The 15,474-nt window shown below is 42.6% G+C and carries 12 protein-coding genes and 4 tRNA genes; 6 read left to right on the top strand and 10 right to left on the bottom strand.

Features of this window, described 5'->3' with window-relative positions:
• Window positions 1-180 precede the first annotated feature (180 nt).
• Window positions 181-2,340 (top strand): PD-(D/E)XK nuclease family protein, encoded by a 2,160-nt coding sequence (locus MKS91_RS05050; RefSeq protein WP_258569749.1) that lies wholly within the window; start codon window positions 181-183, stop codon window positions 2,338-2,340.
• The gene (locus MKS91_RS05045) at window positions 2,337-5,399 is read left to right on the top strand and encodes a UvrD-helicase domain-containing protein (RefSeq protein WP_258569748.1); all 3,063 of its coding nucleotides are present in this window, start codon (window positions 2,337-2,339) and stop codon (window positions 5,397-5,399) included. Before MKS91_RS05050 ends, MKS91_RS05045 begins: the two co-directional genes overlap by 4 nt.
• Here MKS91_RS05045 and dapA read toward each other — a convergent pair.
• The 10 genes from dapA to MKS91_RS04995 form a co-directional block, all read right to left on the bottom strand.
• Window positions 5,374-6,282 (bottom strand): 4-hydroxy-tetrahydrodipicolinate synthase, encoded by a 909-nt coding sequence (gene dapA / locus MKS91_RS05040; RefSeq protein ID WP_258569747.1) that lies wholly within the window; start codon window positions 6,280-6,282, stop codon window positions 5,374-5,376. The two genes, MKS91_RS05045 and dapA, sit on opposite strands and share 26 nt — an antisense overlap.
• Window positions 6,275-6,958, bottom strand: coding sequence for an ABC transporter ATP-binding protein (locus MKS91_RS05035; RefSeq protein WP_258569746.1), 684 nt, complete (start codon window positions 6,956-6,958; stop codon window positions 6,275-6,277). The genes dapA and MKS91_RS05035 overlap by 8 nt, the downstream gene beginning before the upstream one ends.
• Window positions 6,951-8,135, bottom strand: coding sequence for an FtsX-like permease family protein (locus MKS91_RS05030; protein WP_258569745.1), 1,185 nt, complete (start codon window positions 8,133-8,135; stop codon window positions 6,951-6,953). The genes MKS91_RS05035 and MKS91_RS05030 overlap by 8 nt, the downstream gene beginning before the upstream one ends.
• Window positions 8,136-8,148: 13 nt before the next feature.
• Window positions 8,149-8,232 (bottom strand) — tRNA-Leu (locus MKS91_RS05025).
• Window positions 8,233-8,241: 9 nt separating this feature from the next.
• Window positions 8,242-8,312 (bottom strand) — tRNA-Cys (locus MKS91_RS05020).
• 9 nt (window positions 8,313-8,321) lie between these two features.
• Window positions 8,322-8,394: transfer RNA gene (locus tag MKS91_RS05015), tRNA-Gly, on the bottom strand.
• A 10-nt stretch (window positions 8,395-8,404) separates the two neighbouring features.
• Window positions 8,405-8,965: a CDP-diacylglycerol--glycerol-3-phosphate 3-phosphatidyltransferase gene (gene pgsA / locus MKS91_RS05010; RefSeq protein ID WP_258569789.1), complete on the bottom strand. Its 561-nt coding sequence runs from the start codon at window positions 8,963-8,965 to the stop codon at window positions 8,405-8,407.
• 8 nt (window positions 8,966-8,973) lie between these two features.
• On the bottom strand, window positions 8,974-10,710 hold the full coding sequence (gene uvrC, locus MKS91_RS05005; RefSeq protein ID WP_258569744.1) for an excinuclease ABC subunit UvrC: 1,737 nt from the start codon (window positions 10,708-10,710) through the stop codon (window positions 8,974-8,976).
• Window positions 10,707-11,372, bottom strand: coding sequence for a response regulator (locus tag MKS91_RS05000; protein WP_258569743.1), 666 nt, complete (start codon window positions 11,370-11,372; stop codon window positions 10,707-10,709). The genes uvrC and MKS91_RS05000 overlap by 4 nt, the downstream gene beginning before the upstream one ends.
• Window positions 11,373-11,401: 29 nt before the next feature.
• Window positions 11,402-11,486: transfer RNA gene (locus MKS91_RS04995), tRNA-Ser, on the bottom strand.
• 102 nt (window positions 11,487-11,588) lie between these two features.
• Between MKS91_RS04995 and minC the strand changes: the two genes are divergently transcribed.
• From minC to MKS91_RS04975, 4 genes are all read left to right on the top strand, one after another.
• The gene (minC, locus tag MKS91_RS04990; protein ID WP_258569742.1) at window positions 11,589-12,227 is read left to right on the top strand and encodes a septum site-determining protein MinC; all 639 of its coding nucleotides are present in this window, start codon (window positions 11,589-11,591) and stop codon (window positions 12,225-12,227) included.
• Between the two features lie 26 nt (window positions 12,228-12,253).
• Window positions 12,254-13,081, top strand: a complete 828-nt coding sequence (gene minD, locus MKS91_RS04985; protein WP_258569741.1) for a septum site-determining protein MinD — start codon at window positions 12,254-12,256, stop codon at window positions 13,079-13,081.
• Window positions 13,078-13,308 carry a hypothetical protein gene (locus MKS91_RS04980; protein WP_258569740.1) on the top strand — a complete coding sequence of 77 codons (231 nt, stop codon included), beginning with the start codon at window positions 13,078-13,080 and terminating at the stop codon, window positions 13,306-13,308. The genes minD and MKS91_RS04980 overlap by 4 nt, the downstream gene beginning before the upstream one ends.
• 134 nt (window positions 13,309-13,442) lie before the next feature.
• A complete protein-coding gene (locus MKS91_RS04975; protein WP_258569739.1) occupies window positions 13,443-15,458 on the top strand; it encodes a hypothetical protein in 2,016 nt (671 codons plus the stop codon).
• The last annotated feature ends 16 nt before the right edge of the window (window positions 15,459-15,474 follow it).

The raw sequence follows: 15,474 nt of genomic DNA, 5'->3' as shown, positions 1-15,474 counted from the left end.
CCCTTTAGGGTGCGATTATCGCAGGTATCAACGATCAATAGTAAACTTCAATTTGGTATCGACCATATACACTAAAGCGTAAATTCACCGGTTTCTCTCAAGGCTTTGATTAACCATTCTGATGTGGTGAAGCAGCCTACTTTTTCTGTATTTATCGTAACTACTATGGCATGATGAAACATGATCATTGTGCCCAATATATCCAGTAAAACCCATCTAGAGAAGATCGTGCCATCCAGGCCGGTATTGCTACTATCCCAGTATTTAACCATTCTGTTGCATCAAACACCTTGGGAGACGGCCCATACTACCATCATCGATCATTATCTGCTGAAAAAAGTGAACATATCCCAATTGTCTATGGTCAAGCAGCATATCAGTCATCTACTAGAGTACCGACTGCATCTCGATGATCTGACCATTTCCAGTCACCCCAATAGTGCCTGGATTGCTGGGCTTGCCTCCTATTTATTCCAGCAACTTGAACAACACCAATGTGTTCATCCCCATGCGATCATTGATACCCTGATTAAATATGACGTGACCATAGAACATCCGGAAGTATCACACTATGGGTTCTCCGTTATGAATCCCAATATTGAGCAATTCTTTGCGCTTTTTAATATCAAAGAACACCTCTTAGAAACCCCTGATACTCAAGCATACCAGCAATCATTTGACTCTGTGGAAGCTGAGATTCAATGTGCATTAGCGTGGCAAAAAGCCACCCCAAACAGTGCCATTGTTTGCTTAAACCCTCATTATGAGACATGGCTTGAGCGCTGTGTCGCATCATCAGATGCCACATCACTTGAGTGGATCAAGGCGATTACTGCACCACACAGTACACTACCCTACCAAATCATTCCTCATTTATACTACAGTCAACAGTTTCCTGAAGGGTTTGCAATAAAGGGACTACTTCCCTTAGAGCAGCATCCATTTGACCATGCTAGAGAGATCGCTACTGTCATTGCTTGGGTAGGAGACTGCGATAAACATAGCTCTGAGCCAATATCAATTGAGTCTTTCCATCGGTATATACGCACCCAGTTGGCATTTTGGCGCGTACGACAAAACACCTGCCAAGCAGTTGAGCAGCAGATCAAGAAGCTTTACCCACTCAGTTTTTTAGACGTAAAGCTTGATTACAAACAATGGCATGAGCGGTTCAAAACCCTCACTCTGCCAAGCAGCATGCCTGTGTATATTCTAACGCCTGAACAGGCCTTAGGCGCTCGTTTTGAACAACTATGGGTCCTAGGCGCAGCAGAGGAAAAATGGAGAAGCGTATCACAGCTTGCTGGTTTTGCGCCAGAGCATCAATCCTCTACCGATTATTTATCATTGGCCAATCTACCTGAAACACTCATCTGTAGCCACCAACTGACCGGAGACAGTGGTGAGGCTTTGGCTATACCAACAAGCATTAGCGCAGCAACTTTAGATTTCTCTATACCCAAAAACAATATCACCTTAAACCTCTGGCAAGATACGCTACATGCAGCTGATGAGCTCAAAGGCGGTGTGAGTTTGATTCAAGACTATGCAACCTGTCCATTTAAAGCTTTTAGCCGGCATCGTTTGAAAATCAACCGCAAGAGAGTCAGTAGTCATGACATCCAACCACATCATTATGGCACATTGGTCCATGATGTTTTGGAAATGCTCTATCAAGACATCCCTTCCCAAGATGCCTTACATACACTGCCTACTGATCAAATTAAAGACCATATCCTATCTGCATGGGCACACTCTCGTCATCGGCATACCCTACACCCTACCTTAATAGAGATTCTAAAGGACAAGATGTACCAAACCATCACAGCATGGATTGAAACCGACAAAAACCGTGAACCATTCCTCATTAAAGCGCTTGAAACCAAAAAAGTATTGGCTATTGGTGATTACCAAATCAATATTCGTATTGACCGGATTGACGAAGTCAATCAACAAACGGTGATGGTTGACTACAAAACTGGTAAGGCCAATATTATTGATACCTTTAAACCTGATTTTACCCATCCGCAAATGGCGCTGTATGCGCTAACCACAGAACAGCCTGCAATTCTTGCATATGGCAAGGTTCTACATCAAAACGTTCAATGGCAAGGATTGGATCTTGCATGTGAACAGTCTTTGCAGAAAGGACAAGAAGCTCGGCATGCTGACACTCAAACCTATTTGGAGCTCCGACAACGTTGGCAACAACAAGCATTAGATTGCCTAAATCATTACATGAGTGGTATCTACCCAGTGAAGCCAGTCAATACCCAAGCTTGTGACCTATGTGACTTTAAGAGCTTTTGTCGTGTTTATGACCAAGGAGTATATACATGATTCCAATTGATCAAGAGATTCGTTTAAAAGCCATGAATCCCATGCACTCTTGGATTGTGAGCGCTCCTGCAGGATCGGGTAAAACCTATCTACTAACCAGACGGATTTTGAACCTTTTGATGCATGTTGAAAAACCTCAACACGTCATTGCCATTACCTTTACCAAAAAAGCGGCCCATGAGATGCATGAGCGCCTCATAGGATGTTTAGAGAACCCAACTGAAGAGATTGCCCAACAAGTCCTATCTCGTGATCAGGAAAAAAACTGGCATATTCTCAAAAACCCCAGTGCACTGTCTATCATGACCATTGATGCATACTGTGCTTGGCTTCTGGCGCACACATCAAAGCCTGAAAGGATGAACATCAGTCAGAATGGCCAATACCTATACCAATACGTGATTCATCAGTACTACCAAAAAAAGATATGGCACCCTGCTCAACATGCGCTCCTACAAGCGTTCCATGGCCAGTACCAAACGTTAGAGACCCTACTGATTAGCTTGTTGGCCACCAGAGATCAATGGCTTGAACCGCTACAAGATCAAAATTTGGCACAACTATGCCAACATGGCATCAAACATATTATCAATCAAGCTGTCACTGACTTAGAAAGGCTTCTCCAGCCGCTTCAAGAGCACATCGATACACTATTTTCGATTCATCACAAGATTGCGGAGCAACTGGGAGAAGATCTCATCTACCCCGCTGGAAAAGTACAACAGAATTTATGCCATTTGGCCGAGATGCTGTTAACAAAATCTGGTGGCCTACGCAAGTCTCTTAATAAAAAACAAGGCATCTACCCTAAATCACGACTCAATGCTGACGTTGAGGCTCTGCAAAAAAGCTTTAAAGAGCATCACAGCATTCTACAAGAAGCGCTTTCAGATGACGTACTCACCAAGCTCCATGAAATCCGCCACTTGCCTATAGAACAACCTCTAGAAGATCAAAAGTTTTTAACCGATCTATCACATGTTCTCAATACCCTGCATCGAGACTTGAGTGCTTTGTTTATAGAGCACAGCATCTGTGACTTTACCCAAATATCACAAGATGCAATACAGGCATTGAAAACCGATGTGTCACTACAAAACTTTTGCCGAGAAAATATTCACCATGTCCTCATCGATGAATTCCAAGATACCTCTCAAACGCAGTACCAGCTGTTAGATGCTCTGACTGCCATATGGCCCAAAGCATCTCACCGCACATTGTTTGCTGTTGGGGATCCCATGCAATCCATTTATCGTTTTCGACAAGCAGATGTGAAACTGTTCATGCAGCTACAACAACAAGCCATCAACCACATAGACCCCTCACCTATTGCGCTGGAATGTAACTTTAGAAGCTCAACAAAAATCATCCATCAAGTTAATGACTTGTTTGAACATATCTTCCCCAAAAAGAACGCCCCTTTCTTGGCTGCCATTCAATACAGTCAAGCGCATCCAACCCAACCTCAAGCAGATCACCATGGCATCAGCCTTTATCAAGAAACTGCAACCGAACCCAGTGCGCAAGCCCAACGATGCTTAGAGATCATTCAGGCTTTACAACGAAAGCACCCTGGTGAGCGTATTGCCATCTTGGTACAAGCACGATCTCATCTTAAGCACATTATCCCTACTTTAGAAAATGCCAATATTGCATTTAATGCCATTGATATCTATCCCACCATCAATCTATCCGCAATCCAAGATTTAACCGCCTTGCTGAGTGGCTTGGTTGATCCCTATGACCAACTCAGCTGGCATACCATACTGCGCTCTCCTCTATGTGGCTTAAGCATAGCCAGTTTGGCATCACTGCCCAAGAATAATGATAGCCTTGAGACTATCTTAAACGCTGAGCTCTCTAACCCAGAACAGCCCTACTTACAAAAGCTTCAAAGCATTTTAAAAAGCACCTTACAACAGATACCTGAGCCTGTCGCTCAAGTATGGAATATTTGGCAAGCCTTACAGGGTCCCAGCATATACCCTAGCGACCAAAAAGCCGCAATTGATCATTGGTTTCAGTCAGCAGCGAAACTCTCTTCAGAACAGCAACCATTACACCGACAAGCCATTTTAGACTTCTTTGCGTCATCATATACCAGTCAACACAAAATTGGCGCCACAGTGGAACTCTTAACCGCACATAAATCAAAAGGCCTAGAGTATCATCATGTGATTATCCCACACTTAGAGAAACGCAAACCCCCAGGGAAAAGCCCCTTATTCTATTGTGAGAATGGCCAACATCCTATCATACAACCCACATTCACTGACAATCCTAGGAATATTGAGTACTTCAAGCAACTCAATAAAACCCGTGATCAGTATGAAAGCATGCGATTATTCTATGTCGCATGCACCCGAGCCAAATCCACGTTACACCTATTAGGGCATTGGGTAGATGAACCCAACCCCAAGAGCTGGCTTGAAAGCGTTTGGCAGTATGCACAACATGGTTCGCTACCCATCCATAGCCAGGAAACCCAAATAGAACATCAGCAAACACATCAAACATTGTCTTATGTGAGAACACAGGACCATCAATTACCTAACATAACACCTGTTTTACTTCCTGCTGAAAACTTTGATAGCAAACGAGGTAGCGCGCTACACTTTTTCATTCAACATATTGATCACCCTAATCGTGACCTTAAATGGCACTACTACGTATCATGCCAAGGGTTTTCACCAGCAGAAGTGATTATCGTCAAACAGCAAGCAAACCAGATTCTAAAAGCCCAAAAAGACTGTGCTCACTTCCAGTGGATTCTAGATAAACATGTTTGGCAACATAATGAATTCAACCTTTGCCATGAGTCACAACATCAGATCATTGATCGGGTATTTTTTGATCAAGAGCACTGGTACATCATCGACTATAAGTTCCCAAACAATCCGTCTTCTGATATGGTATCTCGCTATCAATCTCAGTTAGACGGCTACCGAAAAGCCCTTATGGCATACCCACATAACCCCTATCCAGAAGCACCGATCACCACGGCGTTGTATCTACCATTAGAACAAAAGATGATCAAGATACATCATAATCTGGATTAAAGGTCCATAATGGCGCCAAGTCTTCTAAAGCTTCCGTCATGACCGCTTCTTCTTCAAAGTTCAGTGGTGACAATGGCAAACGGGTATAAGGCGATATAATACCTCGTTCAGACATGGCCCATTTGATTGCAGCAGGGTTTGACATTCTTTCTAAAGCGCCGATTAACTGCTGCCATCTTGAATCCAATGCGGCTGACTTATGATGAACCCCCAATACTGATAACTCATACAACGCCCTAACCAACTCTGGTAGAAGGTTGCCAATCACCGAAATAACCCCTGCGCCACCATTTTCAAGACATACCAACATATCACGGTCATTGCCACAATATACCTCAAAATGATGCGCTGCATTTTGATATTGTGCCATCCCATCTACCGAAATTTGACAATCTTTAATCCCGATAATTTGTTCATGATGGGATAAAATACAAGCAGTTTCAATATCAATGGTTGATCCGGTTCTTGACGGCACATTGTACATCATCAAACCAATGGGGCTGGCATCAGCCAAATGGGTGAAATAGGAAATAATACCAGCTTGAGATGGCTTAACATACATAGGACTTGGAACCATAACCCCCTCAGCACCCAAATCCGCAGCTTGGTGAATCAGTTTTAGCACCCTATCAGGGTTGGTATCATTCACGCCAACCCAAACAGGCATCGTATGATTTGAGGCATTAATGACAAAATCAATAACTTCAGCACGCTCTTCCTCTGTCAATAAATTGCCCTCACCGGTAGACCCTAAAATAATGAGCCCCTGTGTCGAAGCATCATTATGCCACGCCAAGAGTTTCTCCAATGCTGGGTAATCGACCTCACGCTGATGTGTTAGCGGAGTGACCAAAGGTACAATACTTCCTCTTAATTCAAACATGATGATGCTCCTCAAGTTGTCCATTTTTAAGATGATACGTGCAATCCACATAATCCAGTAACGAATGGTCATGGGTTGCGATCACAATTGCAAACCGTCGCTTCTCATAAAGATCAGTGATATAAGAAAAAATCTCCTCAGTTAACACATGGTCCAAAGCAGAACTGGGCTCATCCGCTACCAAAAGACTGGGCTGGTGTACCAGCGCTCTGGCCAAGCCAGCTCTTGCTTGTTCGCCGCCTGATAACGTATTGGGATTGGCTTGATATAGTGCTGAAGGCAAGCGTATGGACTGTAACATCTCATAGGCCTGGTCTTCAGGGTTATCCTGCCCCAATATTTGTAATGGCAGTGCCACATTCTGTATCACAGTAAGCTCAGCAATAAAATGCTGCCGTTGAAACATAAATCCTAAATGCTTGGCACGAAACCGTTCAACCTCTCGTTTAGACAACTGGGAGATATCCTGTCCTTTCAACTGAACAGTACCTTTCTTGGGAGATGCCAATCCTGATAATATATGCAATAAGGTTGTTTTACCGGACCCTGAACTGCCGATGACAGCAACTCGCTCGGACTCTTGAATCGATAATGATAGTGACGACAAAATCATATACTCTTGGTGGCCGTCTTGATAAAACTGCTCAATACCTTGAGCCACTATCATATTAGACATACCGCAGCACCTCCGCCGGCTCAACTTTAGACGCACGAACAGATGGATAGAACGATGCCAATAAGCCTGATACCCAGGCAATAATTGCCACACTCATTGCGAGCTCAACATCCAATGCTGTGGGCAATTTTGATGTTCCATAAATACGCTCATCAATGAGAGCATAACCCAGTACTGATTCTAAAAGACTGGCGATATCTTGTGCGAAGTAGCACAAGACTACGGCCAATATCACACCCATAATGACCCCAATGAATGAAATCAGCCCACCTTGTATCATAAAGACTCCTGCTATTTTTACTCTAGAGAGCCCCATCGTACGAAGCAATGCGATTTCACACCGACGATCTGCTGTTAACATCACCAACCCAGAGACCAAACTAAATAGCGCCACTAAGGTGATCATAGACAAAATAAACACCATAAGTAGCCGTTGCATCCGTAGTGCTGAAAACATAGGCTGATACTTATCCTTCCAATCAAAACCCTGGTAAAGGCCATGATAACGGTCCATTAAATACGCTTTTACATCTGCAGTCGCATACAAATCATCCACGGTGACAACCAAACCTGACAAAATGGTATCCCGATGCATTTCTTGATATGTTTTGAAGCTCACTAAGGCCGTCATAAGCCCTTTTGATGCTTTGCCATAGTGCTGATACTCTCCCAAGTATTTTGGCGAAACGACTTTAGGTCGCAAACGGTCTTTTTGTGGCAGAATGATATTCACCTCATCCCCTTGAGAAAAATACATCCCAGAGCTAGACAAATAAACACCGCCCAAATCAACATCAGGAACATCTAGCGCAACATCAGGGGATTCAAAAGTCAATATCTCCAATGGAATATAACGCTTAGATGAACGGATCAATCCGTAAGATTTTGCATAGCCCGTAACCGCTGTCACATGAGGCAAGGATTGGATTTCTTCATACAAACTATCTGGATAGTAATCATTAAAAGCGAAGACATGCAACTGATCAAAAGGCCCCACCAATGATTGACGAATCTCATTTTCAAAACCTCTCATGACGGCTAGAACCGTAATCAATGTTGACACCCCAAGCACGATCCCTAAAATAGCCAACCGAGTTGAAAGAACAATAAAACGATTTTCAGAAGCCAAGGCCGACAGCTTCCTGCCAAGAAAACAAGTAATCGACCAACTTATCATAGAGAAAACCAATTGCCCAGGGCCGGACTCGAACCGGCACGAAGTAAACTTCGAGGGATTTTAAGTCCCTTGCGTCTACCAATTCCGCCACCCGGGCAAACTTTTAAGGCTGAGACCGGAATCGAACCGGTGTCCGCGGCTTTGCAGGCCGATGCATAACCACTCTGCCACTCAGCCATACACTTTAGCGGGAAACGAGACTCGAACTCGCGACCCCAACCTTGGCAAGGTTGTGCTCTACCAACTGAGCTATTCCCGCAACACACTTATTATTCCTTCTTTGGAGAAAAAGTCAAGGCCGGCCATGCAATTTTTACATAATTTATTGCAGAAAAGACCGATAATGCGACTGAAAGGGTTAATAATGCCACTCCAAACAACCCTAAATAAGAGTAAACACTTGGTGTATACAACAATATAGTCAGTGCAGCCATTTGGCATGCTGTTTTTAATTTTGCTGCGAGGGATACCGAAAGCCGAGACTTTGATGCCGAATGTGCAAGCCACTCTCTTAAGGAAGAAATAAATACCTCACGGCAAACCAATGTTATAGCCAACACACTCAGTAATGGGTCACGGTGCTTGCCCATCACCAAAAACAAGACAGTAACAACCAACAGTTTATCTGCCACTGGATCAAGGAAAGCGCCTAAGGCCGTTACTTGATTAGACAAACGTGCAGCATACCCATCAAGCCAATCGGTAAACCCTGCTAACATAAATATGAATACTGCAGGTATCGTACTCTCTACGCCATAATACATCACAACCAACAACGGAACAGCTGCTAACCGCATCATTGTTAAGAAATTTGGAAGATTCATATACATCACTGACGTTAACCACCTTGTAGTGTTTGGTAAATTTTCTTGGCCAATGCTTCTCCAACACCTGGCACTCGAACCAATTCCTCTAGTTTAGCACATTGAAGCTGCTCTAAACCACCAAAATATCTCAATATCTGAGATTTTTTCTCTGGCCCAATACCTGGAATTTGATCCAATACGGATTGCAAAGTTAACTTACGTAACGCACGTCGGTGTAGCTTCACAGAAAAGTGATGTGCTTCATCACGAATATGCAATACATATTTAATCATCTCTGCTGGCCACTTAAACGCATGCACACCATTATCATAGCGATAAAAGGTTTCTTTACCCCATGTTCGAGCTGGCCCTTTGGCAATAGACGTCAATGGACACCCTAGCGCTTCTAAAACCACTGCTGCAGATGACAACTGACCTTTCCCCCCGTCAATGAGCACTAAGGTGTCTTCATCGATGCGCTTAGAGGACAAAGCCTTCGTCAAGGCTTGCTGCATCGCCAGATAGTCGTCTCCACCTGTATTGGTTTTATATGACCGATATTGCTTCTTAACCATCCCATCAACACCACATTGTACCAAAGCCGCATAAGTGCAACTGCCTTGATTGTGACTAACGTCTAAGCACACTATCTTAGAGATTGGCCGCTGTAAATAATGTTCTAATTGCTGCCAAAATATTGGCCATTGAAACAGCTCTGAGGACTTTGATTGTAAATGCGCCTGGATATTCTCTTTTGCAAGCTTTACAAGATGCTGGTATGACTGGTGACATAAGTCTTTAACAGTAACGCTTCCCAATGCTTTTTCTAACAAACGCTTATTCGCTATGGGCAACAATACCTGAGATGGTTTCGAAAAAGTTTGATAATATTGATATACATACTGCGAAATCCAATCTTCTTCTAAGTATTTTCCCTCCGCATCAATAACATCACAATAAACAGAAGACGTTGCCTCATCAATCCGATCAATTTTCACCACTATGATACTTGAGCCAATCTTCTCCGCAAAGAAAACATGCTGCTCAAATGCCCCTCCTTCCTTTTTCGTTGCAATGGTTCTCAATAAGTCTCTACATGCTGCCGCTTTTTCAAAATCTTGTTTTTTAGCATAACCATGCATTCTTTTGGTTAAAACTACATGGGATTGACCGACCTCGCCCTTAAGCATTTTTTCTGCCGCAATCACGTCTTTTTGATATGTTTTTTGATCAATATATTGCACACACGGCGCAGAACAACGATTGATTTCATATTGCAAACAGGGCCTTACCCTATTTCTAAAAAAGTGATCAGAACAATTACGAATGAGGAAACTTCTTTGAATTTGATCCAATACTATAGACGCTTCTTTTTTATGGGTATACGGCCCAAATAAAACCTCAGAATCAACATTTCCTTTTGCACGAGTTAACTCGAGTCTTGGAAAACCATGCTCAGAAAACCTTAAGTAGGGAAAACTTTTATCATCTTTTAACAAGATATTAAATATTGGCTGGTGCTGTTTAATTAGACGATTTTCCAGTATAAGTGCATCCGCTTCACTTTCTGTAATCATCACGTTTAAATCATGCACTTGTTCCAACATGACCTTAACCCGATGCGGATGCTTCTTGCCTTGAAAATACTGTTTCAGCCTTTTATTCAAGTCTTTGGCTTTACCAATATAGAGATATTCATCTGTCTCAGAACGCATGAGATAAACGCCAGGCTTGGACTCTACATGCTGTATTAAATCAGAAAACCTCACAATTCGCTTGTCTCTACCAAAGAAATAATGCCATGCTTGATAGCCAAATGCGTTAGCTCAACATCATTACTAATGCCCAGTTTCTCAAAAACCCGATAACGGTAGCTATTAATCGTTTTAGCACTTAAATGGAACTCTTCAGCAATATCTTGAGGTTTTCTGCCTGATATAATCTTTAAGCATACTTGAAGCTCTCTTTCCGAAAGCTGCTCAAAAACGTTTTCAGATTTATCACCAATTTGCTTCAATGCAATCATATTGGCAATTTCTGGACTGATATAATGCTGCCCCTGATAAATGCTACGTATCGCCCTGACCATGTCTGACCTAGACGCTGCTTTTGTCATATAGCCTTTTGCGCCTGCTTGCAACAATCGAGTGGGGTACATATCATCCGCATGAACTGAAATAATCAGTATACTAACGTCAGTATTTATTCTTGATAATGTCCTAACAGCACCATAACCACCGATTCCTGGCATTTTAATATCCATTAGAAGAACATCGACTTTTTGATCTCGACAAATCTGAATGGCGTCCTCACCAGAATTACCTTCTGCAACGACGTCAATCCCTTCAACCTGGCTTAAGATGGCGATTATCCCTGCCCGAACCAGTGCTTCATCATCAACAACAGCAACACGAATTGGGGATAAGGGCATGTAAGTCTCCATTTGTTGTATCTTATTACCGGAGAGACAGGGATTCGAACCCTGGGAAGGTTTCCCTTCAACGGTTTTCAAGACCGCCGCTTTCGACCACTCAGCCACCTCTCCGAATACTGACGTACTGTAATCCATTTCTCACAAACAGTCAAGATACTTGACGAATGATCCTACTTATTTGTACTCTATAGCTAGTTCACCGAAAGAGAACCTATGACACGAAGCGCTCAAGCCACTCAGGAAGTTGTTCACACAATCCGCATTTGCATCACATCAACCCAAGCTGATTATCTAACCAACATCATTGCAACCACCAATCCCCAAAACACAACCCAGTACGCCATCCTAGATATGACACATATCCAAACCATGGAGTCTCCTGCATGGTTTAGAAGTATTCGTAGCTTAATGCGGCAATATAACCTTATACTACTTGCTGTCCGCAACCCTCAACTGAGCCTTGAGGTCTGTAAGGCTCTAAAAATCCCAACGATTGACACCCCTACCCAAGGGACTCCAGCGACTTTGAATAGCAGCACTACCTATCGCAAAACTCCCGTTCGCTCAGGCCAACAGGTCTATGTTAAACAAGGCAACCTGGTTATTCATAACCATATCAATGCCGGTGCAGAAATTGCCGCTGAAGGGAATATTTATATTTTTGGCTCAGCCAATGGTAAAGTACTTGCTGGCATATCCGGGGATCACAACGCTCGAATTTATATCCACAGTGGCTATCCCGAGCTAATTTCAATCGCAGGTTATAGCTTACGCTCTGATGACTTAAAAGCCACAACAGTGCCTAGCTACTTCATGATAAAGAATGGACAAATTTTTCAAAACACCATATAATACAATAATTGGTTCATGGAATGAATATGAGTAAAGTCATTGTTATCACTTCAGGGAAAGGGGGTGTCGGAAAAACCACATCAGCAGCGGCAATTAGTGCAGGATTGGCTTTAAAAGGCAAAAACACCTGTGTGATTGACTTTGATGTCGGTCTTAGAAACTTAGACTTGGTTATGGGCTGTGAACGCCGTGTTATTTATGACATCATCAATGTAATCCAGGGTGACGCTAACCTAAACCAAGCACTCATTAAAGACAAGCGAACCGATAAACTCTATATCCTACCCGCCTCTCAAACACGCGATAAAGACGCATTAACCCTGGAAGGTGTGCAAAAAATCATTGAGGCATTGAAAGAACGCTTTGACTTTATTATCTGTGATTCACCTGCTGGCATTGAAAAAGGCGCACAGCTTGCCATGCATTTTGCAGATGAAGCCATTATTGTCACCAACCCTGAAATATCATCCATACGAGACTCGGATAGAATGCTTGGAATGATTGCCAGCAAAACCGACAAAGCCATCAATAACCAGTCTATCACAGAACACTTACTCATTACCCGATATGATGCTGACCGTGTCGAAAAAGGCGAAATGATGAAATACACCGATATTGGTGAGATTCTCTCCGTAAAAATCCTTGGCATTATACCTGAATCGCCCGCCGTTCTAGATGCGTCGAACACAGGATCACCCGTCATTTTCAATACCACAAGTGATGCAGGAACCGCTTATGCAGATGCAGTTGCCCGTCTGTTAGGGTCTGACATCTCTCTTAAATTTTGCCAGCCTAAAAAAAGTTTCATTCAGCGCTTAAACCCCTTTCAGAAAAAGGAGGCCGCAACAACATGAACATCAAACGTTTCTTCAACTTTAATAAAACGGCATCATCCGCAAACTGTGCCAAATCCCGTTTGAATGCAGCACTCGGAAAACAAGATCCTAGCGCACAGCCCAGTGTTTCTGATATCAAAAACGCGGTCATTCAATCCTTGTCACCCTATGAAGTTAGCCCCTCATTCCAAACCAGTCCTGATAAAAAAAGCTTAATACTCACCATCTCGCTACCTGTGAACTAACCGCATGGCCAATGCAGAAAGACACTGCATCGTCCTACCCCATACCAGGACCACAAAGGCCGAATAGTGAATAAAAGTAGACACCCAAGATAAAGCCAGGTAAACTAAAGATAGAAAGAAAACATAGGCAGAGCATGAACGACCTACCAAGCGCTGAAAAAGCAAGCGAATCCCTTCTATACTCTTTTTGGTTAAGCATCTCCCTCATGGCAAAGTGCGTCATTGAAAAGGAAGCCCCCATTACCCTGTATGACCTTTTCAGCTCACTAAAATACTTTTTCGCCTTCTTCACAATATCTATTGTCACAACTCTCTTAACAGCCACTAAAGTGGGGCTGATATTTAGAGCACTTGAACTACACATCCAAAATAATGCCCTTGCACTTGCCACCGTCTGCCTAGGGCAATGGGCACTAATCAAAGCCGTCTCACTGCTCTCGGAAGCAATCAATCATTGGATATATCTCTACGACAGGGATAAATTTGCACATAAGTATCGAAAGCACATCAACCAGCAATGGTTAAACAAACCTCAAAGCACTCAATCTCCAAACAATCACCAAGAATATCTATATAATACCATACACTATCTAGTCAGAAATATGATAGCATTAGCATCAGTCAGTATAAACTTAGCTATTATTCTGTTCAACGCTTTCAGCCTCACAGCAATTCCTTATCAAATGATTGCTATTATCGCCAGCGTCAACTGCTTCCACTATTTGACCAACCAGTGGTCACAATCCCTAATAACAAAACACCAATCCAGACACTATAATTTTATAAGCGCATTTCGTGAAAATTACTCAAGATTTTGGTCTCACTTACATGAAATTCGTGCCCTAAATCTAGACGACACCATCAAAAACACGCTGGATGAAAAAAGCCAAGATCTTCAAAATATTTCCTTAAAGCGTAATCTAATCAGTGTTCTCGCCCAGGACATCATCAAACCACTTGGAGCAATACTAGAAACAGCTTTACTATATGGGTCCCTTATCTACTTCTTATCCATCGGCGTATTCTCGCCAGAACAAGCCTTTGCTGTTATCTCCGTATCCACACAGCTGTCCGTTCAAATTAGACAGTTTGCTATGCACTACCTACCTTACCTCCAAAACGAATACCAACGTGACGCATCCATTGTTGCCAGACTATGGAGAGAATCACTGCCTGAAAGTACTATATCTTATGATATTAGCGAGCACTTTATCCAATCCTGCTACCAATTGTTAATATTTTCCTTATACACTATTGCACTTGCGTACACACCTCATACCATTCTACCCCAAGTATTATCAATAGTAACACTCTATGTAACGACAGTTTACTACTGGCCTCATAGCTACCTATCCTTAACACGCTACGCTTTGGCACTACCTGACAAGAAAATGTACAGAAGCTCAAACCGAAAGAAAAAAGCGGCAATATTAAAACCTAATGACTTAAGAACCACGATTACAAGCACCCACAACGATAAAACCAGCAAACTAAATAGGGATTTTTCACTTAACACCCCCCTTAAACCTGGGCAGCTATATCTCTTATCTGCTGAGAATGGTGTCGGTAAAAGTCTATTCTTTGGCCAGCATCTTGCAAACAAGCTACCAAGAGACCTTGAATCAACATCCATGGGCTGCTTCAAATCCAGTATAATTACCGCAAAACCCTACTTACTCCCAAACAAAGATGAAACAAGCCAGGATACTATCCTCACTCGCTTAGCAAACACATTCTCCATTGCACCCGAAGATCACTCGGATCTTGAAACATACATCATAGAACAACTAGAGAAAATGTTTAATGGTAGTGCACTAAACTCTAACCTCATTAGCATACTTAGCACACGATTTAATAGCCATGAAGATCGCTGGGGATCAGATGGCGAAAAACAACAACTTTACATACTCACGCTTGCTTATAAACTAAGCAAAGAACCAACTATGTATGACTTCATTATGATTGATGAGACAATTAGCGGTGTACACGCAGATAGATGCCCACAATATTACAAGCTCATTACCGATATTACCAAGAATACACATGCCTGCACAGTCATTGTTCACCATAACTATAAAGGAGATGGCCTGGCAAGCGCACGAACCATAACTGGAACAAAAGAAGGTAGACTCAGTACATTTACGATCTAAGACGCCACAAAAAATA

Source organism: Candidatus Synchoanobacter obligatus, from assembly GCF_024259865.1.
Lineage (GTDB): Bacteria > Pseudomonadota > Gammaproteobacteria > Comchoanobacterales > Comchoanobacteraceae > Synchoanobacter > Synchoanobacter obligatus.
Note: the sequence above shows the minus strand (reverse complement) of the source record. Positions and strands in the feature narration are given on the sequence as shown.